Annotated in this window: 23 protein-coding genes; 14 read left to right on the forward strand and 9 right to left on the reverse strand. The window is 63.2% G+C overall.

Annotated elements, in window-relative coordinates; genetic code table 11:
• The first annotated feature begins 317 nt into the window (after nt 1–317).
• Complete coding sequence (locus MB84_RS07180) at nt 318–1,574, forward strand: sugar MFS transporter (RefSeq protein WP_046291280.1); 1,257 nt, start codon at nt 318–320, stop codon at nt 1,572–1,574.
• Here the strand turns inward: MB84_RS07180 and pagP are convergent.
• A complete protein-coding gene (gene pagP / locus MB84_RS07185) occupies nt 1,550–2,116 on the reverse strand; it encodes a lipid IV(A) palmitoyltransferase PagP (RefSeq protein ID WP_046291281.1) in 567 nt (188 codons plus the stop codon). The genes MB84_RS07180 and pagP overlap by 25 nt on opposite strands.
• Before the next feature lie 908 nt (nt 2,117–3,024).
• Here pagP and MB84_RS07190 point away from each other — a divergent pair.
• Together MB84_RS07190 and dmpG are read left to right on the forward strand one after the other, a co-directional pair.
• Nucleotides 3,025–4,011 (forward strand): acetaldehyde dehydrogenase (acetylating), encoded by a 987-nt coding sequence (locus MB84_RS07190; RefSeq protein WP_211279355.1) that lies wholly within the window; start codon nt 3,025–3,027, stop codon nt 4,009–4,011.
• Between the two features lie 34 nt (nt 4,012–4,045).
• Nucleotides 4,046–5,065: a 4-hydroxy-2-oxovalerate aldolase gene (gene dmpG, locus MB84_RS07195; protein WP_046293522.1), complete on the forward strand. Its 1,020-nt coding sequence runs from the start codon at nt 4,046–4,048 to the stop codon at nt 5,063–5,065.
• 105 nt (nt 5,066–5,170) lie between these two features.
• Here dmpG and MB84_RS07200 read toward each other — a convergent pair whose 3' ends face one another.
• The gene (locus tag MB84_RS07200) at nt 5,171–5,965 is read right to left on the reverse strand and encodes an IclR family transcriptional regulator (RefSeq protein ID WP_046291282.1); all 795 of its coding nucleotides are present in this window, start codon (nt 5,963–5,965) and stop codon (nt 5,171–5,173) included.
• A complete protein-coding gene (locus tag MB84_RS07205; protein ID WP_046291283.1) occupies nt 5,965–6,885 on the reverse strand; it encodes a flagellar brake protein in 921 nt (306 codons plus the stop codon). Before MB84_RS07205 ends, MB84_RS07200 begins: the two co-directional genes overlap by 1 nt.
• Before the next feature lie 441 nt (nt 6,886–7,326).
• Here MB84_RS07205 and MB84_RS07210 point away from each other — a divergent pair, with 441 nt between their 5' ends.
• Together MB84_RS07210 and MB84_RS07215 are read left to right on the forward strand one after the other, a co-directional pair.
• Nucleotides 7,327–8,892 (forward strand): hypothetical protein, encoded by a 1,566-nt coding sequence (locus tag MB84_RS07210; protein ID WP_052653024.1) that lies wholly within the window; start codon nt 7,327–7,329, stop codon nt 8,890–8,892.
• Nucleotides 8,883–9,140, forward strand: a complete 258-nt coding sequence (locus tag MB84_RS07215) for a hypothetical protein (protein ID WP_046291286.1) — start codon at nt 8,883–8,885, stop codon at nt 9,138–9,140. Before MB84_RS07210 ends, MB84_RS07215 begins: the two co-directional genes overlap by 10 nt.
• A gap of 261 nt (nt 9,141–9,401) precedes the next feature.
• Here the strand turns inward: MB84_RS07215 and MB84_RS07220 are convergent.
• The 5 genes from MB84_RS07220 to MB84_RS07245 all read right to left on the reverse strand — a co-directional run bounded on the left by MB84_RS07220 (nt 9,402) and on the right by MB84_RS07245 (nt 16,318).
• Nucleotides 9,402–10,612 (reverse strand): IS3 family transposase gene (locus tag MB84_RS07220; protein WP_157122856.1). Its coding sequence is split into 2 segments (ribosomal slippage): nt 9,402–10,297 and nt 10,297–10,612, totalling 1,212 coding nucleotides; the frame shifts between segments, so codons are not numbered across the junction.
• Nucleotides 10,613–10,690: 78 nt separating this feature from the next.
• Nucleotides 10,691–12,955, reverse strand: a complete 2,265-nt coding sequence (locus MB84_RS07230) for a TonB-dependent receptor (protein WP_425415904.1) — start codon at nt 12,953–12,955, stop codon at nt 10,691–10,693.
• A 250-nt stretch (nt 12,956–13,205) separates the two neighbouring features.
• Nucleotides 13,206–14,255: a FecR family protein gene (locus MB84_RS07235; protein ID WP_046291287.1), complete on the reverse strand. Its 1,050-nt coding sequence runs from the start codon at nt 14,253–14,255 to the stop codon at nt 13,206–13,208.
• Between the two features lie 123 nt (nt 14,256–14,378).
• The gene (locus MB84_RS07240; RefSeq protein ID WP_046291288.1) at nt 14,379–14,876 is read right to left on the reverse strand and encodes a sigma-70 family RNA polymerase sigma factor; all 498 of its coding nucleotides are present in this window, start codon (nt 14,874–14,876) and stop codon (nt 14,379–14,381) included.
• A 239-nt stretch (nt 14,877–15,115) separates the two neighbouring features.
• The gene (locus tag MB84_RS07245; RefSeq protein WP_046291289.1) at nt 15,116–16,318 is read right to left on the reverse strand and encodes an ammonium transporter; all 1,203 of its coding nucleotides are present in this window, start codon (nt 16,316–16,318) and stop codon (nt 15,116–15,118) included.
• On the opposite strand from MB84_RS07245, the gene MB84_RS07250 reads away from it, so the two are divergent.
• The 9 genes from MB84_RS07250 (at nt 16,317) to MB84_RS07290 (ending at nt 24,754) form a co-directional block, all read left to right on the forward strand.
• Entirely contained in the window at nt 16,317–16,763 is a 447-nt protein-coding gene (locus tag MB84_RS07250; RefSeq protein ID WP_157122652.1) for a hypothetical protein, read from the forward strand. The two genes, MB84_RS07245 and MB84_RS07250, sit on opposite strands and share 2 nt — an antisense overlap.
• 8 nt (nt 16,764–16,771) lie before the next feature.
• A complete protein-coding gene (locus tag MB84_RS07255; RefSeq protein ID WP_046291291.1) occupies nt 16,772–17,071 on the forward strand; it encodes an antibiotic biosynthesis monooxygenase family protein in 300 nt (99 codons plus the stop codon).
• 174 nt (nt 17,072–17,245) lie between these two features.
• Nucleotides 17,246–17,977, forward strand: coding sequence for a FadR/GntR family transcriptional regulator (locus MB84_RS07260; protein WP_046291292.1), 732 nt, complete (start codon nt 17,246–17,248; stop codon nt 17,975–17,977).
• A 65-nt stretch (nt 17,978–18,042) separates the two neighbouring features.
• On the forward strand, nt 18,043–19,455 hold the full coding sequence (locus tag MB84_RS07265) for an FAD-binding oxidoreductase (protein ID WP_046291293.1): 1,413 nt from the start codon (nt 18,043–18,045) through the stop codon (nt 19,453–19,455).
• A gap of 63 nt (nt 19,456–19,518) precedes the next feature.
• Nucleotides 19,519–20,409, forward strand: coding sequence for an amidohydrolase family protein (locus MB84_RS07270; protein WP_046291294.1), 891 nt, complete (start codon nt 19,519–19,521; stop codon nt 20,407–20,409).
• A gap of 75 nt (nt 20,410–20,484) precedes the next feature.
• The gene (locus MB84_RS07275) at nt 20,485–21,714 is read left to right on the forward strand and encodes an MFS transporter (protein ID WP_046291295.1); all 1,230 of its coding nucleotides are present in this window, start codon (nt 20,485–20,487) and stop codon (nt 21,712–21,714) included.
• Between the two features lie 132 nt (nt 21,715–21,846).
• On the forward strand, nt 21,847–22,596 hold the full coding sequence (locus MB84_RS07280; protein WP_046291296.1) for an electron transfer flavoprotein subunit beta/FixA family protein: 750 nt from the start codon (nt 21,847–21,849) through the stop codon (nt 22,594–22,596).
• Between the two features lie 13 nt (nt 22,597–22,609).
• Nucleotides 22,610–23,542, forward strand: coding sequence for an electron transfer flavoprotein subunit alpha/FixB family protein (locus tag MB84_RS07285; protein ID WP_046291297.1), 933 nt, complete (start codon nt 22,610–22,612; stop codon nt 23,540–23,542).
• A 105-nt stretch (nt 23,543–23,647) separates the two neighbouring features.
• Nucleotides 23,648–24,754: an NAD(P)/FAD-dependent oxidoreductase gene (locus MB84_RS07290; protein ID WP_046291298.1), complete on the forward strand. Its 1,107-nt coding sequence runs from the start codon at nt 23,648–23,650 to the stop codon at nt 24,752–24,754.
• Between the two features lie 226 nt (nt 24,755–24,980).
• Here the strand turns inward: MB84_RS07290 and MB84_RS30495 are convergent, their stop codons facing one another.
• Nucleotides 24,981–25,376: a transposase gene (locus tag MB84_RS30495; protein WP_039399697.1), complete on the reverse strand. Its 396-nt coding sequence runs from the start codon at nt 25,374–25,376 to the stop codon at nt 24,981–24,983.
• Between the last annotated feature and the right edge of the window lie 687 nt (nt 25,377–26,063).

Consider the following 26,063-nt stretch of genomic DNA (forward strand, 5'->3'; position numbering starts at 1 on the left):
GGCCCTGTTCGATGGATGACGAGGGGGCGCGCGACATCGTGACGTCACGCAAAATTCGGATTCCGCTCGTATCCCGGCATCGATAGTGCGGTCTACACTGCGCAAACCGGCCCCCCTTCATGGTGTTTTCAACGTGCTCTGCCGTTGTCCACTGGAGACCCTGCATGCCTGTCGACCGCCCGCGCGACCCCGGCGATTCCGCTTCCGCTCCCGCTTCTGAGCGCGCTTCTGAGCGCGCTTCCAAGCCCGCTTCCGCTTCCCGCACGCCTTCACCTGCTTCCGGTTCTGCTTTCTCTGTTTCTTCCTCTGCTTCTCCCATGCCTTCCGCGAATCGCGTGCTCGCGATGCTCGCCGCGCTCTTCTTCGCAATGGGGCTCATTACGTCGCTGAACGATATTCTGGTGCCGCACTTCAAGGCGGCCTTCGATCTGACGTACCGCGATGCAGCGCTGATCCAATCGAGCTTCTTTGCTGCGTACTTCGTGGTGTCTTACCCGGCGGGGCAGTACACCGCCCGTGTGGGCTACCGGCGCGCGCTGGCCACGTCGCTCTGGCTGGCGGGCCTCGGCTGCGCCCTGTTTTTCCCGGCGGCGGCGCTCGTCTCGTACCCGTGCTTTCTCGCGGCGCTCTTCGTGCTAGCAAGCGGCATCACGTTGCTTCAGGTCGCCGTGAACGCCTACGTCGAGACGCTCGGCTCGCGCGGCGAAGCGGCGAGCCGTCTCACGCTGGTGCAGGCGTTCAATTCGCTGGGCACGACCGTCGGCCCCCCGCTCGCGGCGCTCTGGATACTCGCGCCGCAGGCCGCGGAGGCGACGGGTCACGCGGTGGACAGCGTACGTGGCCCGTATGGCTTGCTCGCGGCAGTGCTGGCGCTCGGCGGTGTTGTGCTGTGGCGTCTGACGTTGCCGGAGCAGCGCGCGGACACCGCCGCATCGCCCGGATTGCTCGGTAACGTTCGCAGCCTGTTGTCACACCGTCCCTTGCGTTACGGCATCGTGGCGCTATTTCTTTATGTTGGCGCGGAAGTCAGCATCGGAAGTTTTCTGATCGTCTATCTGACGCACACGGGGACAGGTATCGTCGATCACGCGCATGCGAGCCGCTATCTGGCGTTCTATTGGGGCGGGGCGATGGTGGGCCGTTTCGCAGGTGCGTGGCTGCTGCGCAAGGTGTCGCCGGGCAAGCTGCTCTGCCTGTGCGCACTCTACAACCTGATGCTGATTCTCGCGGCGCTGACGTTGCCGGGCGCGATTGCCATGTGGCTGCTGCTGGCATGTGGTCTGGGCAACGCCATCATGTTCCCGACGATCTTCTCGTTATCGGTTGGCGGACTTGGCGCGCGTGTGAGCGAAGGCGGCGGGCTGATTTGCATGGCCATCGTGGGCGGCGCGATCCTGCCTTATCTGCAAGGGGCGCTGGCCGATGGCGTTGGGATCGTGCTGTCGTTTCTGGTGCCCGCGCTGGCGTACTGTTATATCGCAGGCTTCGGGGCATGGTGCGCGCGCACCATGCCGCCGATGGACGTGTCGGGAGATGGGGCGGCTGAAAATCAGCCCGGCTTGCCGAACGTATAGCGCCCGAAGATGAACAGCACGTTGCCGTTGCCCTTGCCGCCCGGAACATAGGCGGTGGCGACGGCGGCGCGTCCGAGACCCGCTTCGGCCAACGGCAGTGCAGCCGGGAAGGGCACGCCGCCGAGCGTGTCGGAGCGCGACATCAGGAAGACGGTGTAGCCCAGGCCGAATCGCACCGGCCCCGCGTTCGCGACGTTCCAGATGCGTCCATAGCCCGCCATCGGCGACCAGTCGTTGTGCGAGTCCTTGAAGGCCATCGCATAGAGCATGCGCGAGCCGTTCTTGCCGTCCGAGAGTACGCGTCCATAGCCCAGACCCCACGGGTTTTCGTTGTACTGCGCGATCTTTTCGCTTGTGTACGCGAAGCGCAGATGATGGGTGTGCAGCGGCACGTAAAGCTCGCTCGCCCCTTCGGTCGCGATCTCCCGAAACTCGTCGGCAATGGCGCCCGTCCACGTCGAGATGACGCCGGGAGCATCGTTGGCGTGCGCGACAAGCGGCGTGAGCGAGGCGAGGGCAAAGGCGATGCGCAGCGACGTCATCGAAAAGACGCGGGCAAAGCGCGACGCATGCGAGGCCCGCGACGCATGAGACGGCTGCGAGGCGAGCGATCCAAGCAGCGCACGAAGAGGCGGACTCAGGCTGAGTGCGTGGTGGTGAAACGTCCGGGGAAGTGGGGCAAGCGGTGCGAGTGAAATCGATGGCGCGAGCCGCCCGGTGACTGTGGGGGGCGTGGTCATGGTTGAGTGAACCTGATGCGAAAAAACGTGCCGGTCGCGAGCGTCGGCGTCGAGCGAGCGTCCGGGGCGGCCGCGAATCGAACTCGCGTGCGTCACCGGAACGTGAATCCGGTGTTCCCGGAAACTGCTCTCTAGACCGCGCTGAAAACGCGAAAGTTCGTCCTCTCACGCTTTTTCACCCGATCTCGCAAGACCGCCCGTTGCGGGAGCAGGTGTTGACCGAACCTGCTGCTCTATAAAGAAGTCCTTTTGCGTCAACGGGATACTGCGGATATCGACGCGTTATTCACTGGGTTGTGAACAATTTCTGTGGATAACACGACGATGCACATAGGCGACCCGACGACATCGCACTCGACATGGGAAATTTCCCGACGTGCTCACGTCATGGCGCAGCAATTGCGCGCGACGTTTTTCCCCCTTCCGATCAAGCACTTGAACAAGCTATCCGCGAGTTGTCCACTGGCTTGCAAACAGATTCTGTGGATAACGAAGCGCGCGTGAAGCCCGCGTTACGCCTCGTTTGGGAGCAAGTGGCACAACTTTCGCGCGCGAGAAATCTTCCTTGTCGGATCAGTCACTTGCGATGCTTTTCCGCAAGTTATCAACGGGCTTGTGAACAAAAAATGTGGATAAACCGTCGATTTTGTAAATCTCAAAATATGAGATCAATGTTTACATATTGACATTTGAGTTCGAGCGGAATTACGATGCGCCTCATACCGGTGGACGGACACGTTCAGGAGACGACAGTGACGGAACGACGCAAACAGAAAGTGGCGATCATTGGCTCGGGCAATATCGGCACCGACCTGATGATCAAGGTGATGCGCAACAGCGAGCATCTGGAAATGGGCGCGATGGTCGGTATCGACCCGGCCTCCGACGGTCTGGCGCGCGCCGAGCGCCTCGGCGTGCCCGTGACCGCTGGCGGCATCGATGGGCTGCTGGCGATGCCCGGCTTCGAGGAGATTCGCATCGCCTTCGACGCGACGTCGGCGAAAGCGCACGCACATCACAACGAGTTGTTGCAGGCGCGCGGCGTGCAGGTGATCGATCTGACGCCGGCGGCGATTGGCCCGTACGTGATTCCGTCGATCAACCTCGACGCCCATCTGGACGCCCGCAACATCAACATGGTGACGTGCGGCGGTCAGGCCACGATCCCGATGGTCGCTGCGATCTCGCAGGTCGCAAAGGTCCACTACGCAGAAATCGTCGCCTCGATTTCCAGCAAGTCGGCCGGACCGGGCACGCGTGCCAACATCGACGAGTTCACGGAAACGACGTCCAAGGCGATCGAAGTGCTGGGCGGCGCGTCGCGCGGCAAGGCGATCATCGTGCTGAATCCGGCCGAGCCGCCGCTCATCATGCGCGACACGGTGTTCGTGCTGTCGGAGCCGGGTGACCAGGCTGCCATCGAAGCCAGCATTCAGGCGATGGTCGACAAGGTGCACGCTTACGTGCCGGGCTACCGTCTCAAGCAGAAGGTGCAGTTCGAGTTGTTCGACGCCTCGCGTCCGCTCAACGTGCCGGGTCTGGGCAAGCTCACGGGTCTGAAGACCTCGGTATTCCTCGAAGTGGAAGGGGCTGCGCACTATCTGCCGGCCTACGCGGGCAATCTCGACATCATGACCAGCGCCGCGCTGGCCTGTGCCGACCGCATCGCCGCCACCCGCCTGGCGCTCGCGGCCTGAACGTCGCACGCGCTCTCAGGAGACACACCTCATCATGACCCAGAAAAAGCTCTATATCTCCGACGTGACGCTGCGCGACGGCAGCCACGCGATTCGTCACCAGTACAGCATCGCCAACGTGAAGGCGATTGCCGCGGCGCTCGATAAAGCCAAGGTCGATTCCATCGAAGTGGCTCACGGCGACGGTCTCGCCGGGTCGAGCTTCAACTACGGCTTCGGCGCGCACACCGATCTCGAATGGATCGCCGCCGTGGCCGAGACCGTCACGCACGCCAAGGTCGCGACGCTGTTGCTGCCGGGCGTGGGCACCGTACACGACCTGCGTGAAGCCTATGACGCCGGTGCGCGCGTGGTGCGTATCGCCACGCACTGCACGGAGGCGGACGTCTCCCGTCAGCACATCGCCTACGCGCGTGAGTTGGGCATGGACACCGTCGGCTTCCTGATGATGAGCCACATGACCACGCCGCAGCATCTGGCCGAGCAGGCCAAGCTGATGGAGTCGTACGGCGCGCAGTGCATCTACGTGGTGGACTCGGGCGGCGCGCTAGGCATGAACGACGTGCGCGATCGCTTCCGTGCGTTCAAGGACGTGCTCAAGCCCGAAACACTGACCGGCATGCACGCGCACCACAACCTGAGCCTCGGCGTGGCGAACTCCATCGTTGCCGTGGAAGAGGGGTGCGATCGTATCGACGCGAGTCTGGCGGGCATGGGGGCGGGTGCAGGCAACGCCCCGCTGGAAGTGTTCATCGCGGCGGCGTCTCGCCTGGGCTGGAACCACGGCTGCGATCTGTACACGCTGATGGATGCGGCCGACGACATCGTGCGTCCGTTGCAGGACCGCGCCGTGCGCGTGGATCGCGAGACGCTGGCACTCGGCTACGCTGGTGTGTATTCGAGCTTCCTGCGTCATGCAGAAGCCGCTGCGTCGCGCTATGACCTCAAGACCGTCGACATTCTGGTGGAACTGGGCCAGCGTCGTATGGTGGGCGGTCAGGAAGACATGATCGTCGACGTCGCGCTCGACTTGATTAAGCGTCGCGCTGCGTAACGCCTTAGCGGCATCTCCGTGCCGATACCGGCCCCTCGTCAGACGGGGCCGGTTTTTTTGTGCCCGCGCTTACCATTGCGCTTGTCGTCGCACCTACCGTCGCACTTATCCCCGCGTATCGCCTGACCAGCCCAACTGACGGCTGATCTGCGCTGCCGCGTTCTTCACGCTCGGCACGAGTTCCAGCATGCGCTCGCGGCTCATGTACTTGGTCGTGCTCGACACGCTGATGGCCGCGACGATGCGCTGGCTCGCGTCGTAGATGGGGGCGGCGACACATCGGATCTGTGGCGTATCGTCTTCGAGATCGAATGCGTAGCCCAGACGCGCATAGTCGTGCATGCGCGCGAGCCATGCCGCCGCATCGACCGGATGCGAGGACACCCGCGACTGATAGTGCTCAAGCTGCGCCTGCCACGCGGCCTCGTCCTGATCGAGCAGCAACGCCTTACCGACGCCCGTGACGCAAATCGGCTTACGACCGCCGATACGCGAGCTGATCTCGATAGCGCGCTGACCGGGGAGCTTGTCGAGGTACATGACTTCCCAGCCGTCGGCGACCGCGAGATGCACCGTATCCTGCGTCTCGCTCGCGAGTGCTTCGAGCGCCGGGCGCGCAACGCGCGGCAGGTCGATCTGACGATAGGCGAGAAAGCCCAGTTCGATGAGCTTGTTGCCGAGCCGATAACCGCGACGCGGTTCGAAACGCAAATACCCCGCATGCACCAGGGCCGACGCAATGCGATGCGTTGTCGACGACGTGATGCCCGTGTGCGCCGAGAGCGCGGGCACGGTGTCGATGCCTGCGGCCACCGCTTCCACGATATCGAGACCGCGAAAGAGTGTCTGACTGGCGAGGGTGCGCGGGCGCTCGGCCTCCGGTGCCTTCGGCTTGGCCATCAGGCACCCCCGAGCGCCAGCAGGCGCTCGTATACGTAGCACTTGAGCGCCACGTAGTGCGACGGTTCGAGCACCGGCAGTTCGATGCCGTGCAGATGGCCGTCGTCGCCTTGTTGCACGCCGCGAATCGTGCCCGTCGCTTCGATGGGCATGTCGATGTCGCCCACACGCACGCGGAACGCCAGTTGCACGCTGTCGCCGGGGACACCCAGCGGCGTGTCGGCGAGCAGCGAAACGCCTTCGGCGCTCACGTCCTGAAGCAATGCCAGATGCCGCGTCTGCGCCGCGCTCACGGACACGACCAGTTTGGCGGGCACGCGTTGCGAGCGGCGCAGCACCTTGCGACGGATTTGCGCCGGTGCCGACAACACGACGTAATCGAACGGCGTGCGCTCGACGCGCTCGACCGTGCAGACGAAGTGATAGATGTCTTCGCCGGAGAACGTCCACAGTTCGAGGCGCTCGCTGGCTTGCAGCGTTGGCGGCGCGGCGCGACCGGTGGGGGCCGTGACGAAGAGCATCTGATTGGGCGCGTGACCGATCACGCGCGTGCGTACCCGCTGCGATCCGGCACCGGGCGGCAACTGAATTTGCAGCCAGTCGCCGGGACGCAGATTGAGGTCGGTGAGTCCGTACTGCGGTGACGCCACACCGCTGGCCGTCACCGCGTTGTCAGTGGGTGCTTGCGTCGCGGGCGCTGCATCGGTGGGCGCGACGGCCACCGCGTCGTCTTGCCCGAGCGTGGCCACGCGATGCGGCGCGAACGACGAGAACAGCCAGTCTCGGCCCGCTTGTGTCGGCACGATATCGCCTTCGGCCAGCAGCGGCTCGCCATTGCGCTCGACGATGGCCCAGGGCAGGGCTTCGCCCAGCGGGATGTCGTCGGGCGTTAGCGCAACAAGCGGGAGCCCTTGCGCCACGGAAGCAGGCGAGGCAGGTGCCGAAGTCGAAGCAACGGACGGTTGAGCAGGTGTGTGGGTAGACATATCGATTCAGCGAAGTGGGCGCTCGCCGGAGTGCCCGGGACGACCGCAGACGTCAGTGTGGCGAAAGTCTACCGCGACGCATTGGCACTTGGCGAGAGGAGACGCGATCGGCTTGTCCCGCCCAACATGCACAAACTGCGTAAGTGGGCGCTCGCTGGGGTGTCGATGGAGGGCATCGTACGACGCGTGACATCGTCGGTATTCCGGAGCATTCCCGCGTATCCGCCCGACAGGACGCCGCGCGTTCGTTGTCGTCTGCCTATAGTCGGCGGTTTGCCGGTGTGACCGGCGACGTTCTGGCAGGGGGATGCGATGTGGTACCAGCAATGTTCCGGGGATAGGGGCCGGGGGCCGGATTGGGGGCCGGGTTTGGGAATGAGCGCGCGCGCCGACGCGGAGATCGGGCTGGCGGGCATGCGCGAGGACGCGGCGTATCGTCGTGCCGAACGGGCCGACTTCGGCACGCGGCTCGCGCAGGCGTCGAATGCGGCGCGTCATGAGCGGCTGAACGCACAATTGCATGGACACGTTAGCGGGCACACCGCAACGCGACGCCCCGATCCACGACTGTCGAAGGCATTCGCGCACGCGTGGGCCGGGCTCTGGCTGACGAGCGGACCGTGTCAGCACTTCTACCGCAAGGAGTTCGATCTGGCCCACGCACGCGACGCGCGTCTCGCACAGAGCAGGCAGCAGGTCGATGCGATGTTGGCGCCCACTCACGATGCTCGTGATGACGATGTCGCGAGCGCAGCGCACGCGAGCATCGAACGTATCGGTGCCGACATCGCCGCGTGGCTGGACACCCTTGCCGCGACCGGCCGCAGAGGATGGCACTTTCGCGCGGCACGTGATGCCCTGTCGCTCGTCGGCAATCTGTCGTTGCTCGCCGTGATTGCCGCGTTTCTGTATCGCGAGCGGGATGCCGACGATGAAGCGTCGCAGCACACCGCTCGCGGCATCGCGACCGCCAACACGCCGTTCGACGTGCCGTGGGCCGACTGGTCGTTACTGGCCTTCGAAGGGGTGAAGGGGGTACTCACACAGTCGCTCGGTTCCCCGACCTTGATCCGTCATCACGCGGTGGATGAAATCCTCAAACGCATGGACGCCGGTTGCCGTTTGCTCGAAGCGTGCGCATTACTACCGGCGACGCCGCAAACGTCGTGGCGTGGCACGTTGAGCAACCTGACGCGTGCGCGCGACGTCGCAACGCTCTTCACGTTCGCCAACTCGGCGGTGCCGCCCGCGCGTCTGGGGCTGTGGGTGCCATCGTGGTTCTCCGGCCCGTCGTCCACGACCGACGCGTCTCGCGGCATCCTGCGCGTGGCCGGGCTGATGCTCGACTCCTGTCGCGCGGTGACGAGTCTGCTCGGCACGTGGGCGCGTAACGAAGCGTTCACGATCGACGCCCGAACACTGACGCAACGTTGGGAGGTGTTGTCCACGCGATTGGCGGACGTCGCACCGGAGGACATCGCAACGGTACAGCGCCGCGCCACGCGTGTCACACAACTGGCGCGGCACTGCGACACGCCGCTGCTGGCGAAGATCGCGTCACATCCGATGTTATGCGAGTGCTTACTCGCCTCTGCACGAGACTTGTCGGCCAGCCAGATCACGGTGGCGTGCGGCGAGTTCGACGTGCCGTGTCATGCGTCATGTGGCGATGGGCTGAGCTACCTGAGCCTGCGTCCCGCCGAGAATCCGTGGGGCCAACGCTGGACAGGCGACGGATGGGAAAGCGGCGGTGCGACACCGGCACGCGCGGCGTATCGCCTGTTGCTGCTGTATCAGCATTGGAGCGCGGCGCTGCTGGAGCAGGTCGTGGGCGCGTCGTCGTGTCATGGCGACGAGGAGACGGTCGTCAGGGCGCACATGTCCGATGCGTCGCCACCTACGGGCGCGACTCACGTCGCCATGGAGTCGACGTGGCTCTGAGCGTTTGGCGAGATGGCAGTCATCGGGGTCATCGCGATGCGCAGGGTTCGCGGGGCGACGCGCAAGCCAAGCCGTCGGCGGCCAACGGCGGCGCGCGGCGCGCGACGCGCTACGGCGCAGACTATCGGTACGATGCGTCGAGCCCGGTGCAGATTCTCGGCATGGGCGGCAAGGTCGACCCTGCAGTGTGGCGCAGCCTGAGCGACGCCGAGCGCAAGCGGATGCAAACGGCGGCGCAGAGTCACTGATCGCTTGGCTGTCGATGGGCGATCGATACGGTCATACACGAGCTTACCGCGTGATCTCGACTGTCGTGATCGCCAGCGCTGGGGGTGTGCCGTCCCGGAGGACCGCACACCTCGCCTCCTGATTACCAGCGGTGCTGGTACGTGGCGGTGAGCGTGATGCCGGGTGCGGGCAAGTGGCTCGTGTTGTTGCTGTTACGCATCAGCTGGCTGTAAAGCGGGTAGTAGTACCGTGGAGTTGACCCTGTAAAACCGGACACACCATCACACTAAGGTTGCTGAATCCATCGAGCGCCGGAACTCGCGAGGCGAGCGGTATTTCAGCGCGCTATGGGGGTGCTTCTCGTTGTAATGCTCAAATGCAATGGCCAGATTGTGAGCAGCGGTTGCAGCATCCGGCTTCGGCATGAAGGCGACGTAGTCGCGCTTCATCGTTTTCACGAAGCTCTCGGCCATGCCGTTACTTTGCGGACTGCACACGGGCGTGGTCAATGGCTTTAGTCCGATGTTCATCGCAAACCGGCGCGTATCGTCAGCCGTATAGCCCGAACCATTGTCGCTCAGCCACTCGATTTCGGACGGCGTATGCACCTCGTTGCCGAACCGATTTTCCACTGCGGCCAGCATCACGTCGCGCACAATGTCGCCGCTGTGGCCTGCTGTCGTCGCCGCCCAGCTCATCGCTTCTCGGTCGCAGCAATCCAGCGCAAACGTCACACGCAGCGGCTCGCCGTTGTCGCAGCGGAACTCGAAGCCGTCCGAGCACCATCGCTGATTGCTGCGCGCGACGGCCACTTTGCCATCATGTCGACGGTGGGCTCGCGGCGCAATCGGTCGGCGCTGCGTCAGCAGCCCATGCGTTCGCATGATGCGATAAATGCGCTTGGCATTGAACGGCGCCAGTCCAACTGCAACGCGCTCGTTGCGCAACGTGCCCCAAACCCGCCGGTAGCCATAGCTGGGCAAATCGCCGACGACACGGCGGATTTCCTCGACTACAGTTTCGTCGTCGGTCGGCCTTGATTGCCGGCCATCGCGCCACGTCGCCGGACGCGACAGTCGTGCCGATACGTTCGAGCGCGACACGCCGAGAACTTCACAGACCAGTTTCACTGGCCGTCCTCCGGCAGCAAGGGCGAGTGCGCTATCCATTTTTTTGCTCGGCTGTATTCAACTGCTTCCCGGAGAATCTCGTTCTCCATTGTTTTTTTGCCGAGCATCCGTTGCAGCTCGCGAATCTGCTTGAGCGCATCAGCCAACTCCGATGCCGGAACCACTTCTTCGCCAGCCTTGACCGCTGACAGGCTACCGTCCTGGTACAGCTTGCGCCAGTGGAATAGCTGGTTCGGGTTCACGCCGTAATGGCGCGCGACCATTGAAACCGATTTTCCCGGTTCGAAACTCTCGCGAACCATCGACAGTTTCTGCTCCGCCGTCCAGCGACGCCGGCGCTCTGGGCCCGTCAACACTTCCATCACTTCCTGCTTGGTGTTAGTCAAAAACACAGTCTTATGCCTACCCGTTATTGTAAGTGGGTCGCTGTGTCCGGTGTTTCATGGGGCCGCTCCATACCGGTTGAACAGGTTCTGTATGCCGAGGGTCGCGGTGTCGTTCTTCGTGACTTCGTAGCGGCTGATCACGTCGACCGTCGTGTAGCTGGTCGTGTCCATCCGGCCGAAACCGTTCACGCCGTTCAGACGGTAGTCGCGTGCGGAAAAGTACGTGACCTGAAGGCGATTGCTCCACTTCGGCGTGGGTTTGAACTGGACATAACCCGTGAGTTTGAGCGGCGGAATACGGTAGCCGCTCATGTCCTGGCTGTTCGCGCCTTGCGGCGTTTCACGGCCCTGCATCCAGGTGAACGTTCCGCCCAGCCCCCAGCGCTCGTCTTCCGACAGGTAGTCCGCGGCACCTTCGACGCCGAAGATATGTTCCGCCGTACGCGTGAGGATCAGGCCGTTATTGAAGCTCTGCACGTCGCCGAGATCCGACGTCGTGTAGAACACGGCAAGCGACGTGAGCGTGTTGCCGAAGACACCGCGCCATCCCAACTCGTAGTTGTTCGTCTTGACCGGACGCAGGTCCGACGAATTGATGTCGAAGCCCGGTCGCGCGTTACGCACCTGCACGCCGATGTCCGGCAGGCTGAAGCCCTGACTGAATGCGGCGTAGAACTCGTGGCCTTTGACCGGCGAGTACGTCACACCGAGATTGCCGAGAACGGCGCTATAGTCGACCGTGCCGCCTTTCACGCCAACGGGATTCGCGACTTTCGACTGCGATAGCGGCACGAAGTCGTTGAAGCTCGCCGTCGCGTACTGGTAGCGAAGGCCACCTTCCGTCGACCAGTGATCGTTGAACTTGTGCTGAAGCTGCGCGAACCCCCCCAGACTTCGCGTGGTGAGCGGCGGCAGATACGTGGCTTCGCCAATCTTGCGGAAGACGCGGCCGCCGCTCGCGTCATATAGCTTTGGGTCGAAGATATCGAGTGGCATATCGCTCTTTTCCTGCTCGAAGTCCATGCCCCAGACGAGTCGTGTCTTCTTCTGCGTGCCAAACGGTGTCTTGATTGTCAGACGACTGCCGAAGACGGTGGAATCCTGCGACGTCTGATCGACGTTCGCCCCGCGTGTGGCCACGGCACGCGCATCGAAGGGCGTAAATCGGGTGAAGTAATCGCGGTAGTAGAACTGTGCCGAAAGCTGACTGCCCAGCAGGTCGCGGTGTTCGTACTCCAGATTCACGAGCGTATTGCGAATCTGGTTCTGCTCGTCGAGCTGAAGTCCGTCAATGCCGCGTGCGGGCACGCTGCCTGCAGGCAGGCGGGCCACGGAAGGGTCCGACGCGTAGCGCGTATCCTGCGACGAGTTGATATGGCTGACCGACAACAGCACACGCTGGTCCGGGGCGAAACGCAGCCCGAGTTTGCCGCCGATGTTGTAGTTGTTCGATGAGAACAGGTCGCCCTGGCTCGGCTCGGGGGCGATGCGATTGCCGCGCGCGTCGTAGCTGTTGCCGATTCGACGGCCACCGACATCGAGCGCATAGTCGATCATGTCGTGGCTGCCGGAGAAGTGCTGCTGAATGTCGGCACTCAGGCCGTCTGCGCGCAGTCGCGACAGCGGCGAAGTCAACGAGACGGTGGTGTCGGCTTTGGGCTCACCCCCGGCGGGCCGCGTGGTGATCGAGACGATACCGCCTGTCGCACCCCCACCATAAATGGAGCTACTGCCGCGCAAGACCTCGATGCGTTCCACCAACGCCGGATCGACGTTGGCGAGATTGCGCGACGAGTCGCGGTTGGTGTTCAGCGGCACACCGTCGAGCAACACCAGCATGCCGCGTCCGCGAAGCGTCTGCCCGTAATCCGTGACCGTGCGGCTGGAGTCGGCCATGCCTGGCACCACTTTGGCCAGCACCGTCGCGAGGGTGCCCGAGGCGGCTTTAAGCTCGTCGAGCTCGGCGCGTTCGATGACCGTTACCTGACGCGTCGGCCGAACAAGATCGCTCGACGTACGCGACGCCGTCACTTCGACCGGGGCCAACGCCAGAGGAATCGCGGGCGCGGCGGTGGGCGTCTCGGCTTTCTTCTCAGGAGCGGCGACCAGCGTGTAGCCCTGATTCCCGCTGCGGCGGTAGGCGATGCCGCTGTTCTGAAGCAGCGCGGACAGTGCGGACTCGGCGGTCATGGTGCCGCGAACCGTGGGGGCGGTCTTGCCGCTCACCAGGTCAGGGGAAAAGAAAAGTTGCAGATTGGCCTGACGCCCGAGGAGCACGAGCGCGTCGGACAACGACTGCGCTGGCACGTTGACGTCAATCGCAGCACTGGCCTTTGCAGCGGTGCCCCCGTTTGCCGTTTGCGCAGCAGCGCGCTGGGGCTGAGTGCTCAGGGCAGTCAGCGCGGCGAGAAAAATCAGTGATGCGGTCGTTTGCGGACGGCGCGATCGGGAACGGCGGGCGTGTGTAGAACCTTTCACGGCTGTTGGTCTCGTTTCGAATTTTGATGGATTCGCCGCTTAGCGACTCAGGCGAACTATCGGAAGACGAAACGCCGGACCAAAACCTGAATTACTTCGAAGAAATTTTTACGGTGCCGTCGGTGAGCGTCTGCACCCTGACCGGCAGGAACTGGGGCAGCGCCGCGAGCAGTTCGTCGGTGTTATCCGCGCTGAAGACACTGGTGACGCGAAGCTGCCCGACGGCGTCGTTGGCGACGATCACCGGCGACGGCCGGTACAGCGTGACTTCGTGCGCGACATCGGCCAGCGTCGCGTTCCTGAAGATCAACTTTCCGTCGCGCCATGCCAGCGCCGTCGACAGATCCACCGGGCTGGCCGATGCGACGGTACCGTCCGGCTGAACCGTCGTGCCAAGACCTTTCGTGAGCAGTGCGGACGTTTTTTTCGTCGCGCCAGCCGTTTGTGCGGGCACGCCGTCCACCGTCACCGAGCCGGATTCGACGGCGACGGACACATGCTTTTCGATGCGGCGCACATCGAAGCGCGTCCCGGTGACCGTGACCCGCCCGGTACCGGCATCGACCACGAAGGGGCGCGAGGCATCGCGCGTGACGGAGAACATCGCTTCGCCGTCGAGCAACGTCACGGTGCGCTGCGCGGGGGTGAAGCGCACCTGAATATGCGTGCGGGTATTGAGTTCGACCACCGTGCCGTCGGCAAGCGTCACACTGCGTCGTTCGCCTGGACGAGTGGCGATCTCCTGTGTCTGAGCGGGCGCGGCGCCGGATGGCGTGAGTTGTGCGAGGTGTTCTGGCGACCGAGTGACGGAGGGCAGCATCATTGCGCCCAGCCCGATGGCGAATATGCAAACGCATGCGACGGCGATCCATCGACCGGCGGTGCTGCGGCTCGCGCGGCGATTGACCACTTCCGGCCCGACATCGGCGATTCCAGGTTCGGCCAATGCACGCAGACGCCCGACCGGCACGGCCGCCGCTGCCTGCCATACGCGATCCAGTGCGGCGTATTCCGCGCGGTGCAGGGGGTCGGCGGACAGCCACGCGTCGCGCGACGCGCGCTCGGCGTCGGAAAACGCGCCGCTATGGGCTCTCGTGAACCAGAGCGCGGCTTCTTCGCGAATACGTTCAGAGGCTGGCATCGAAAGGGGCGGAGAAATGAGCGGGGAAATGAGCGGGGAAATGAGCGGGGACAGCGGGGCGCATTTGACGGAACCGACCGTCTGGCAGACGAGAATAGATCAGACCGAGCATAGGCATGCGCGTCACTGAGGCGCCAGAGGACCGAGACGTTCGCGCAAATGTTTCATCGCCCGAATCATATACTTCTCGACCATATTTTTCGAAACATCGAGCCGCTCGGCGATCTCTTGCTGGCTGCAACCGTCAAGGCGCTGCCAGACGAAAACCTGTCGGCACTTCAGCGGAAGTTCGGACAACGCCGCTTCGATGGCGTGCGCGAGTTGTGTCGCGTGAACTTCTTCTTCCGGATTGCCAGTCGCGGCTTCGAACGCCGACAGCGCGTCGAGCGTCGTCTGTTCTCGTCCGCGCTCGCGGCGAAAGGCGTCGATGGCGATATTGCGCGCAGTCTGATGCAAGTAGGCGCGCGGCTGCTCCGGCGGCGTTTCCAACTCAAGCACTCGCAGCAGCGAGTCCTGCGCCAGATCCTCGGCCTGATGCCGGTTGCTGAGCCGTCCCGTCCACGTGCGAAGCAACTCGTCGTAGTAGGCGAAGATGCCGCGAGGGCGCGCGGAGCTCGCCATCAATCGAGCGGCGCAAAGCGCCCGGAAGTACCGGCCCGGCGGGCAACGCGATGACGGAAGGAATGGGAAAGCACGAGGAAGTCTGGGGCCGAACGTAAAGGTCCGGCGCGTCGATACAGTCGTTAAATGCGACTGATTATCATTTCATTTTTTGCATCGGTCAATACCGGAAAGCATGAGGCGCGACGCACGAATCGGGTCGTCGCGTCGCGTATGGGGATTCAGGCGAGCGTTGCCGATTACCAGTTCGTTTCCCGCTCCGGTGTGGCGGTGATCTTGTGGATCGAGAGGTCTGCGCCGTAGTACTCCTGTTCGTCGTCGAGCCGCAAACCGGTGATGCGTTTGATGACGCCGTACACAAGATAGCCGCCCGCGAAGGCGATCGCTACACCCATCACCGTGCCGATCAACTGCGCGACGAAGCTCACACCGCCGAGTCCGCCGAGCGCCTTCTGTCCGAAGATGCCAGCCGACAGCCCGCCCCAGATGCCGCACACGCCGTGCAGCGGCCACACGCCAAGCACATCGTCGATGCGCAGACGGTTCTGCGTCACCGTGAACAGCCACACGAACAGACCGCCTGCGACTGCGCCCACGCCCAGCGCGCCGAGCGGATGCATGACGTCCGACCCTGCACACACCGCAACCAGTCCCGCAAGCGGCCCGTTATGGATGAAGCCGGGGTCGTCGCGTCCCACCCACATGGCGACCAGCGTGCCGCCGACCATTGCCATGAGCGAGTTGACGGCGACGAGCCCCGAGATGCCACCGACGCGCTGGGCGCTCATCACGTTAAAACCGAACCAGCCGACGATCAGAATCCATGCGCCAAGCGCGAGGAACGGAATCGACGACGGCGGATGTGCGGCGACCTGACCCTGACCGTTGTAGCGCCCGCGCCGAGCACCGAGATGCAACACCGCCGCCAGACCAATCCATCCGCCCACGGCATGCACGACCACCGAACCTGCGAAATCGTGGAAGGGCGCGCCGAGCGTCCGGGTGAGCCAGTCCTGAACGCCGAGATGCCCATTCCACGCGATGCCCTCGAAGAAGGGGTAGATCACGCCAACGAGGAAGAACGTGGCCACCGACTGCGGATGAAACTTGGCGCGCTCGGCAATTCCACCCGACACGATGGCCGGGATGGCGGCCGCGAATGTCAGCAGAAAGAAGAATTTGATCAACGCGTAGCCGTTGTGCTCGGACAGCACCGTGGCGCTCGACCAGAAGTCGACGCCATACGCGAGCGGATAACCGATGAAGAAATACGCGAGTCCCGAGACTGCGAAGTCCGTCAGGATCTTGACCAGAGCGTTGACCTGATTCTTCTTGCGGACGGTGCCAAGCTCGAGAAATGCGAAACCGGCGTGCATGGACAGCACCAGGATCGCGCCGAGCAGCAGAAACAGCACGTCGCCGGGTGTATTGGAATTGGGCATGAATGTGCTCTTTTGGTGCAAACGTGAGAAGAGAGGAAGATATGCAAGAGCGATGCCAACAATCACCAGAGTATTGATATGTATGAATGTTTTATCTGGTGACGTGGTTGCGGGCACGTTCGATTGCACGTTCGTGGTGCCGTGGCGGCGCGACGAGAACGTTCGTCGTGCATACCGGCATGGCGCTCGTCAGGAAACGCTAACGATGGCGGATGGAAAAGCGGTGAAAGGCGAGGAGGCGTCACACGCGATGCGTGCCGTCGGCACGCAGTATAGAATCGGACGTTCTCGCGGCGGAGCGACCCCGCTGCCCGCCGGTGCCGATCCCGCGAACCCGCCCAACCGGCGTCGCTATCGTGTCAAAAGCCGTGTCAAAGCCGTGCCAAAACAACGAGATCGCAACGAGATCGCATCGACAACAGCAAAACAACAGACAAATCTCTGAGGAAACCCATGATCTTTGAAATCGCCCAGATCGAAGTGAAGCCAGGCAAAGAAGCCGAGTTCGAACAAGGTGTCGCGAAGGCCGCGCCGCTGTTCAAGGGATCGAAAGGCTGCCACGGCATGCGTCTGCTCAAGTCCATAGAGCAACCGACGCATTACAGCCTCGTCGTCACCTGGGAAACGCTCGAAGACCACACCGTTCACTTCCGCAATTCGGAAGCCTTCCAGCAATGGCGCGCGCTGGTGAGCGATTGCTTCGCCTCGCCGCCGAACGTCGGCCACGTGACGGAAGCGCTGATCGGCTTCTAAACCAGCACGGGTTCTGCGTCCGTTTCAATCAGGACGCAGTCGATGAAGCGGTGATGGAGCCCGTCTCCACCACCGCTTTTTCTTTTAGCGGGACAGCTAGGGTTAACGCGATATGAGGCAACAAAAGTTTTCAGATAACATGCAAACCAGAAAAGCATCAAACGACAGGAACGGATGACCACCAAGCCCAGAACCCTGACCGAGCAGGTCGCACAGCAATTGCAGGAAGCGATCCGGCAGGGCGTCTACCCCGTCGGCAGTCGGCTGCCGACCGGCAAGCAACTCTCCGAATCGTATGGCGTGAGTCCGGCGGTGATCCGCGAAGTGACGGAGCGCCTGCGTGCGCAGGGACTGATCGACAGCCGTCAGGGCGCAGGCGTGACCGTCAGGGCGCGTACGCCGCAAAGCGGCTTTCAGGTGCCAGTCGGCCAGGACGCCGCCGATCTCGCGAGCGTCTACGAATTGCGTCTGGATCTGGAGAGCACGGCTGCCGCGCTTGCCGCCGTTCGGCATACCGACGACGACATTTGTCAGCTCGAAACGATTCTCGGCAAACTCGAAACGCATCTGTATCACCCGGAGAACGGCGTCGAGTTCGATACCGCTTTCCATGCGGCCATCGCCCGCGCGACGCACAATCGCTATTACGCCGACTTGTTGCAGTATCTGAATCTCCAAATCCGTCAGGTCGTGCAGGCCGCGCGCACCAATACGCTGCGTCACGAAGGCCTCGCGGCGCAGGTGCATCAGGAGCACGTGGCCGTGTTCGACGCCATCAAGGCGCGCGATCCGATGCGCGCGCGTGAGGCGTCGCTCTCGCATCTGTTGAGTGCGTCGGGGCGTCTTGGCCTGACGCTTCCCGGGCGCGACATCATTACCGGCGCCGTTGCGCCGACGCGCCATTGATCCGCGAGCGGCCGCGCCATCGTCAGATGCCATCCCCCACACCGTAACCCCCGACGCGTGACCTCATGACCATCACCGCTTTCGCTCAACGTTTGATCGACGCCATCGGCGCCGACAGCGTTTTCACTTCCACTGAAGACGTCGCGCCGTGGCTCACCGACTGGCGTGGCATGTATCGCGGGCACGCGCAGGCCGTCGTGCGTCCGCGCTCGACGCAGGACGTCGCCAAGATTCTCGCGCTTTGCCAGAGCACGGCCACCCCGGTGGTGCCGCGCGGTGGCAACACCGGGCTGTGCGGCGGTGCGACGCCGGACAAGTCCGAGCAGAACGTGGTGCTGAGCCTCGACCGCATGAACGCGGTGCGCAGCCTCGACACCATCGCCAATACGCTCGTAGCCGAAGCGGGTTGCATTCTCGAAGACCTGCAACGCACGGCGCACGACGCGAATCGCCTGCTGCCGCTGAGTCTCGCAGCCGAAGGGTCATGCCAACTGGGCGGCAATCTGGCCACGAACGCCGGTGGCGTGAACGTGGTGCGCTATGGCATGACACGCGATCTGGTGCTCGGCGTCGAAGCCGTGTTGCCGAACGGCGAGATCCTTGATGGCCTGCGTACGCTGCGCAAGGACAACACCGGTTACGACCTCAAGCAGTTGCTCATCGGCTCGGAGGGCACGCTTGGGGTGATCACGGCGGCGGCGCTGCGTCTGTACGCCCCCACGCCGGTGCGTCAGGTGGTCATTGCCGCTGTCACGTCGCCGCGTCAGGCGCTCGAACTCTACGAACTGCTGTTCGCCGAATGCGGTCCGCGCATGCAGGCATTCGAGTTCTTCACCGGCGAGTGTGTCGATCTGGTGATGGCGCATGTGCCCGGCGTGCGCGCCCCGTTTGGTGAGCGTCACCCGGGCTATGTGCTGGTGGAGCTGGCCGATACGGCAGACGAACAGGCCCTCGGGGCATTGCTCGAACGGGTGATCGAGGCCGCTATCGAGCGCGATCTGTGTGCCGACGCCGTGGTGTCGTCCACGCTGGGGCAGGTCGAAGAAATGTGGAAGTTGCGCGAAGAAATCTCTGAAGCCCAACGCGCCGACGGCCCGCATCTGAAGCACGACGTCTCGCTGCCCATCGAATCGATCCCGGAATTCATGACGAGCGCCGAGGCGCGCGTGCGACGCGTTTGCCCGCAGGTGCGTCCGTTCATCTTCGGTCACTTCGGCGATGGGAATCTGCACTACAACCTGTCGCGCCCGGCAGGCGAGGCGGCGGATTTCATGGCCAGACACGGTGAAGCAATCACCGCCGAAGTGCTCGACGAAGTTGCACGCTTCGGCGGCAGCATCAGCGCCGAACATGGCATCGGACAGCTCAAGCGCGACTACTTCGCCAAGTACAAATCGCCGCTCGAACTGCGTCTGATGCGCGAGATCAAGGCCGTGTTCGACCCGGCTGGCATCATGAATCCCGGCAAGCTGCTGTAACGGTTTTTCGCATCGCGGACGCCGGACACCGGCGTCCGACGACGTTTTCCCTGAGGAGTCGACATGACCGCAACTTCCGCCGCCGGTGCGCCGCTGTGTCTGGGCCCGCTGCCGGAGATCGATCCGCCCACGTTCGACGTGCCGCTCGGCGCGGTCGACACGCACGCGCACGTGGTCGCCGCGAGCGACGCGTACCCGATGGTGCCCGAGCGCAGCTACACGCCGCCGCCTGCGCCCGAGGACAAGTACCTCGCGATGCTCGATGCGACGGGCATGACCTACGGCGTGCTGGTGCAGATCAGCGTCTATGGCACCGACAACCGGTACATGCTCGAAACGCTGCGCCGTCACCCGGATCGTCTTCGTGGCATCGCGGTGGTGTCGCCGGACGTCACCGACGCCGAACTGGAAGCGATGCACGCAGCCGGGGTGCGCGGGTTGCGCATCAATGTGCTGTTCGGTGGCGGCATCGGCTTTACGGCGATGGAGACGCTCGCGCATCGCATTAAGGATCTGGGCTGGCATATGCAATTCCTGATGGACGTGAATGCACTGCCTGAACTCATGCCGCGCATGACGTCGCTGCCGGTGCCGGGCATCGTGGATCACATGGGCCATACACCGGTGGCGCAAGGACTGAATTCGCCGGGCTTTTCGGCGTTGCGTTCGCTGGTGCGCGACCACGGATACTGGGTGAAGCTCTCGGGCGCTTACCGGATCAGCGAGCGTTTCCCGACGTTCGACGACGTCACGCCGTTCGCACAGGCGCTCATCGACGATGCCCCGGATCGTATGGTGTGGGGCAGCGACTGGCCGCATGTGTCGCTCACGCGTATGCCGAACACCGGTGTGTTGCGTAATCTGCTGCCGCAGTGGGCGCCCGACGCGCAGACACGTCGGCGCATTCTGGTCGACAACCCGGCACGTCTGTACGGCTTTCCGAAAACGATCTGATTTCCGATCTGATTTTTTACCTATTCCCGGCGCGCTTAGCGCTCATGTAGTTCAAGAGGTTCAGGAGGAGACACGATGGAATGGTATCGCCAGATGAACAAGACCGAGCGGCATACGTTTATTGCCGCGTTCGGCGGGTGGGCGCTCGATGCGCTCGACTTCATGGTGTTCACCTTCGTGATCTCGACACTGATCACCGTGTTCAGCATCGACAAGGGACAGGCCGGCATGCTGGCGACCGTGACGCTGCTGTTCTCGGCCATCGGGGGCTGGCTTGCCGGGGTACTGGCCGACCGTTACGGACGGGTGCGCATTCTGCAAGTGACGATTCTGTGGTTCTCGGTCTGCACGGTGCTGATCGGCTTCGCGCAGAACTTCGAGCAGATTTTCGTATTGCGTGCGTTGCAGGGGCTGGGCTTTGGCGGCGAGTGGGCGGTGGGTTCGGTGCTCATGGGCGAGATCGTGCGTACCGAGTATCGGGGCCGCGCCGTGGGGACGGTGCAAAGCGGCTGGTCCATCGGCTGGGCAGTGGCGGCGCTTTGTTATACGGCGTCGTTCTCGTTTCTGCCGGAGGCGTATGCGTGGCGCGTGTTGTTCTGGATCGGTGTGATTCCGGCATTGTTCGTACTTTTCATTCGAAAGAACGTGCCTGAGCCCGAACTGTTCCAGCGCACGCGCAAGCGCGAAGATGCCGCAGAAAAGCGCACGTCGGCGTGGGCGATCTTCTCGCCGGCGCTGATCAAGACGACGGCACTCTCTGCACTGCTGTGCACGGGTGTGCAGGGCGGGTACTATGCCGTGACGACGTGGCTGCCTACGTTCCTGAAGACGGAGCGCCATCTGTCGGTGATCGGCACGGGCGGCTATCTGCTGGTGATCATTCTTGGTTCGTTCATCGGCTACCTGACGGGGGCGTATCTGACCGACCGTCTGGGGCGTCGCGCGAACCTGCTGATTTTTGCCGTGCTCTCGGGCGTGAGTATTTACGTGTACACGCAGCTTCAACTGAGCAATGACCAGATGCTGATTCTCGGATTCCCGCTGGGATTCGCGGCGTCGGGCATTTTCAGCGGCATGGGCGCGTATTTGACGGAACTGTTTCCGTCGGCGGTGCGTGCGAATGCGCAGGGCTTCGCGTATAACTTCGGGCGCGGTATCGGTGCATTGTTCCCGAGTCTGGTCGGCTATCTCGCCAAGACGAGCGGTCTGGGTTCGGCCATCGGGATGTTTGCCGGTGGCGCGTACCTCGTCGTGCTGATCACCGCGTTCATGCTGCCTGAGACGAAAGGGCGCGAGATTGAGTGAGAGAGTGAGCGGGTGAGTCGGTTCGCAACTCGATTCGCAGAATTCGCAAGACAGTTTTCGTATGTTCGAGGACGGCCGTTGCCTTAAGTGTCGGCAGGCCGTCCGGTTTTTTTTGATTCAAGGGAGTTGCGCATGAAGATCCTGGTACCGGTCAAACGGGTAGTGGATTACAACGTAAAAGTTCGCGTGAAGAGCGACGGCAGTGGCGTCGACATTGCGAACGTGAAGATGTCGATGAATCCGTTCGACGAAATCGCGGTGGAAGAGGCGGTGCGTCTGAAGGAAGCGGGCGTGGCGACGGAAGTGATTGCGGTGTCGGCGGGCGTGACGCAGTCGCAAGAGACGCTGCGTACGGCGCTGGCCATCGGTGCGGACCGCGCGATTCTCATCGAGTCTGACGAAGAGTTGCAGCCGCTGGCCGTGGCCAAGTTGCTGAAGGCGCTGGTGGACAAGGAGCAGCCGCAACTGGTGATCCTGGGCAAGCAGGCGATCGACGACGATTCCAATCAAACCGGTCAGATGCTCGCGGCGCTGGCCAAGCTGCCGCAGGCGACGTTCGCCTCGAAGGTGTCGGTGGCGGACAACCGCGCACAAGTCACGCGCGAAGTGGACGGCGGTCTGGAAACCGTGTCGCTGTCGCTGCCCGCCGTGATCACGACGGACCTGCGCCTGAACGAGCCGCGTTACGTGACGCTGCCCAACATCATGAAGGCGAAGAAGAAGCCGCTGGAGACCGTGAAGCCTGCGGATCTGGGGGTGGATGTGAGCCCGCGACTGAAGACGCTGAAGGTGGCCGAGCCGCCCAAGCGCAGCGCAGGGGTGAAGGTGGCGGACGTTGCAGCGCTCGTCGACAAGCTCAAGACCGAAGCCAAGGTCATTTAAGGGAGAAGACGAGATGAGCATCCTGGTCATTGCAGAACACGACAACAACGCAATCAAGTCGGCGACCCTGAATACGATCACGGCAGCGCTGCAATGCGGCGACGACGTGCACGTGCTGGTCGCAGGCAGCAACGCGAAGGCTGCGGCTGACGCCGCCGCGCAGATCGCCGGTGTGAAGAAGGTGCTGCTCGCAGACGCCGCCTACTTCGGCGACGGTCTGGCCGAGAACATCGCCGATGAAGTGGTGTCGATTGCGGGCAACTACTCGCACATCCTGGCCCCGGCCACGGCGTACGGCAAGAATATCGCCCCGCGGGTTGCGGCGTTGCTCGACGTCGCGCAGATTTCGGATATCACGAAGGTCGACAGCGCCGACACGTTCGAGCGTCCGATCTACGCAGGCAATGCGATTGCGACGGTGCAAAGCGCCGACAAGGTGAAGGTCATCACGGTGCGCGCGACGGGCTTCGACCCGGCAGCGGCCACGGGCGGCAGTGCTGCGGTGGAAAGTGTCGCGGCGACGCCGGACGCCGGTGTGTCGCAGTTCGTGGGTCGTGAAGTGACGAAGCTGGACCGTCCGGAACTGACCTCGGCGAAGATCATCGTCTCGGGTGGTCGCGGTCTGGGCAGCGGCGAAAACTACACGAAGGTGCTGGAGCCGCTGGCGGACAAGCTGGGTGCAGCGCTGGGCGCATCGCGCGCAGCAGTCGATGCCGGTTACGTGCCGAACGACTATCAGGTCGGTCAGACGGGCAAGATCGTGGCGCCGCAACTGTACGTGGCCGTCGGCATCTCGGGGGCGATTCAGCACCTGGCGGGCATGAAGGATTCGAAGGTGATCGTGGCGATCAACAAGGATCCGGAAGCGCCGATTTTCTCGGTGGCGGACTACGGTCTGGTGGGCGATCTGTTCACCGTCGTGCCGGAACTGACGGGCGCGTTGTAAGACGTTCGGCTGCGGGACTCGATCCCGCAGCCGATTCGGATGAAGACGCGTGCAAGTGCGTCTTCATCCGAATCGGACATCTCGAACGGCAAACAGGGAACAGCGATGGACAAAGTCGATTGCGTCGTGATCGGCGCGGGCGTGGTGGGACTGGCCGTCGCGCGAACGATGGCCATGACCGGGCGCGAAGTCGTCGTGCTGGAGTCCGAGCGCGCCATCGGCACCGGCACGAGTTCGCGCAACAGCGAAGTCATTCACGGTGGCATCTACTATCCGCCCGGGTCGCGCAAGGCGACGCTGTGTGTCGAAGGCAAACACCGTCTGTACGAGTTTTGCGCCTCGCACGGGGTGGAGCATCGTCGTTGCGGCAAGCTGATCGTTGCGACGACGGACCATCAGGTTGCCGAACTCGAAGCGATCGCCGCCAACGCGCGCGCGAGCGGCGTCGACGATCTTGAGTGGCTGACGGCGGCGGAAGTGGCACAACGAGAGCCTGCTTTGCACACATTTGGTGCATTACTGTCCCCGTCGACGGGCATCGTCGACAGTCATGGGCTGATGCTCGCGTTGCAGGGTGACGCGGAGAGCGCGGGGGCGATGCTGGCTTTCGAGGCGCGCGTGACAGGCGCACGCGTGGGGCGTGCCGAGGGTATTGAGATCGATGTCGAGACCGAAGGCGTTACGTCGACGCTGCTCGCCAACACGGTCGTCAATAGCGCGGGTCTGTACGCTGTCGATATTGCTCGCCGGTTCGACGGTCTGGCATCGGAACACATTCCCCGGCGGTATTTCGCGAAGGGCAGTTACTTCACCTGCGCGCAGCGCGCGCCGTTCACCCATCTGATTTACCCGGTGCCGGAGCCGGGCGGGCTGGGCGTTCATCTGACGCTCGATCTTGGCGGTCAGGCGCGTTTCGGTCCGAACGTGGCGTGGGTGGACGAGATCGATTACACGGTGAATCCGTCCGATGGCGATGGTTTCTACGCCGCAGTGCGACGCTATTGGCCGACGCTGGCGGATGGCGCATTACAACCGGGCTATGCGGGAATTCGACCGAAGATCAGCGGGCCGGGCGAACCGGCGGCGGACTTCAGGATCGACGGACCAGCGCTGCATGGCGTGGCGGGGCTCGTCAATCTGTTCGGCATCGAGTCGCCGGGGCTGACGGCGTCGCTGGCGATTGCGGAGGCAGTGCACACCGAGCTTTCCTGACGGGAGACGTCAGGCAACAAATCGCGAGATGGGCCGCCCGGCCACATCTCGCCGATATTCGTCGACGTATTCGCCGTCGACAGCGCTCTCACTAACCCCGTGACTTCCACCTGACGGTGCCGCGAACGTTGCGCGGCAGTCCTGCCAGGGCAAACTGTGACATCGACGAATGCGATCCGGCGTGCGGGTCAGCACACCGGTGACGCATCGGCGCCCCCGACATCCGTTACCGCACGGCGACCGGCGGCTTCCACGAAGCGGGGTTCGTCCAGAACACCCCACGCAGGCGATCGGTGTCGCCGCACGGCGTGCTGCGTGCCGGTTTGCTAATCTGACCTGCACAGGCGCTGATATCGCGGCCCGATTGCTGCAGGCGTTTCAGGATCGTATCGAGCATGCCCGATTCGCGCCATTCGTTCAGTTTGCGACGGCAGGTCGGCACGGAGGGGTACTGCATAGGCAGCTTGGACCAGCTCTCGCCAGTGAACAGCACCCACAAGACAGCATTGGTCAGCGTGCGCTGCTCGACTTGAGGGCGACCGCGTCGTTCCGTACGGACCGGTCGGTCGCAAATCAGATCACGCAGGGCGTGCCATTCAACGTCGCTCAGTTCATTAAACATAACACCTCGACCCAAAACAAACGGAGGCGCCGCAGGGGGCGAGTCCGGGTTTTGCGATGGCGTACGGTCCGTTGCAATCTGGTGCGTACGTATCGTCAAAACTCGGCCAAGGCGGCGTCGATCCCCGATGCTGGAAATACAAGCAACAAGCATGCCAGGACATCGGGTTCTCTTTTGAAGAACGCCGCGGGCGGGTCGAACCACACTGCGAAGGGAGCGTTTGACCAGCAAAAAAACGCCCACTTGGCAGGTGGGCGCAGCTCCTGAGTGGCTATTGGGATAGGCAATCGCAAAAGCGTCAGGAGAAAAGGAATACGTGCCTCTTGGCCAGTCCGGATCGTTTATTGTTCTCGGCTCGGGCCACGGTGTCTCGCTCCACATGCGCCAGCTTGTCAAGCTTGCAGCCGCAATCATGACAAAAACCGCGAGTCGACGCGCTTCGGAATTACCCCCATTGCGGTGCATGGCGCCGGACGCGGGCGTCGGGCACAAATGCGCCCGAAAGGCCGCCCCGCTTGCCCTGGATGGGTGCCAGCCTGCGCTTGCATAGGGCATGGTGTTTCGAGAACGGGCGCAACCAGGCGCAACCGTGACGATGCCGTCGGCGCAACTCGGTCTCGCAGGGTGAGAAAGTGGCCCGGTCGACTCATGGTCTTCCGTCATGGTCGGGTGGCGGGGCCGTAGCCT

It is taken from the genome of Pandoraea oxalativorans (assembly GCF_000972785.3).
In the GTDB taxonomy this organism is placed as follows: domain Bacteria; phylum Pseudomonadota; class Gammaproteobacteria; order Burkholderiales; family Burkholderiaceae; genus Pandoraea; species Pandoraea oxalativorans.

Excerpts from the sequence above, each read along its gene's own strand:
- MB84_RS07250 (WP_157122652.1), top strand. The coding sequence starts at position 16,317 with ATGAATGTGCTCTTTTGGTGCAAACGTGAGAAGAGAGGAAGATATGCA.
- MB84_RS07285 (WP_046291297.1), top strand. The coding sequence starts at position 22,610 with ATGAGCATCCTGGTCATTGCAGAACACGACAACAACGCAATCAAGTCG.
- MB84_RS07270 (WP_046291294.1), top strand. The coding sequence starts at position 19,519 with ATGACCGCAACTTCCGCCGCCGGTGCGCCGCTGTGTCTGGGCCCGCTG.
- MB84_RS07260 (WP_046291292.1), top strand. The coding sequence starts at position 17,246 with ATGACCACCAAGCCCAGAACCCTGACCGAGCAGGTCGCACAGCAATTG.
- MB84_RS07240 (WP_046291288.1), bottom strand. The coding sequence starts at position 14,876 with ATGGCGAGCTCCGCGCGCCCTCGCGGCATCTTCGCCTACTACGACGAG.
- MB84_RS07275 (WP_046291295.1), top strand. The coding sequence starts at position 20,485 with ATGGAATGGTATCGCCAGATGAACAAGACCGAGCGGCATACGTTTATT.
- MB84_RS07180 (WP_046291280.1), top strand. The coding sequence starts at position 318 with ATGCCTTCCGCGAATCGCGTGCTCGCGATGCTCGCCGCGCTCTTCTTC.
- dmpG (WP_046293522.1), top strand. The coding sequence starts at position 4,046 with ATGACCCAGAAAAAGCTCTATATCTCCGACGTGACGCTGCGCGACGGC.
- MB84_RS07265 (WP_046291293.1), top strand. The coding sequence starts at position 18,043 with ATGACCATCACCGCTTTCGCTCAACGTTTGATCGACGCCATCGGCGCC.
- MB84_RS07235 (WP_046291287.1), bottom strand. The coding sequence starts at position 14,255 with ATGCCAGCCTCTGAACGTATTCGCGAAGAAGCCGCGCTCTGGTTCACG.
- MB84_RS07210 (WP_052653024.1), top strand. The coding sequence starts at position 7,327 with ATGAGCGCGCGCGCCGACGCGGAGATCGGGCTGGCGGGCATGCGCGAG.
- pagP (WP_046291281.1), bottom strand. The coding sequence starts at position 2,116 with ATGACGTCGCTGCGCATCGCCTTTGCCCTCGCCTCGCTCACGCCGCTT.
- MB84_RS07245 (WP_046291289.1), bottom strand. The coding sequence starts at position 16,318 with ATGCCCAATTCCAATACACCCGGCGACGTGCTGTTTCTGCTGCTCGGC.
- MB84_RS07200 (WP_046291282.1), bottom strand. The coding sequence starts at position 5,965 with ATGGCCAAGCCGAAGGCACCGGAGGCCGAGCGCCCGCGCACCCTCGCC.
- MB84_RS07255 (WP_046291291.1), top strand. The coding sequence starts at position 16,772 with ATGATCTTTGAAATCGCCCAGATCGAAGTGAAGCCAGGCAAAGAAGCC.
- MB84_RS07280 (WP_046291296.1), top strand. The coding sequence starts at position 21,847 with ATGAAGATCCTGGTACCGGTCAAACGGGTAGTGGATTACAACGTAAAA.
- MB84_RS07290 (WP_046291298.1), top strand. The coding sequence starts at position 23,648 with ATGGACAAAGTCGATTGCGTCGTGATCGGCGCGGGCGTGGTGGGACTG.
- MB84_RS30495 (WP_039399697.1), bottom strand. The coding sequence starts at position 25,376 with ATGTTTAATGAACTGAGCGACGTTGAATGGCACGCCCTGCGTGATCTG.
- MB84_RS07190 (WP_211279355.1), top strand. The coding sequence starts at position 3,025 with ATGCGCCTCATACCGGTGGACGGACACGTTCAGGAGACGACAGTGACG.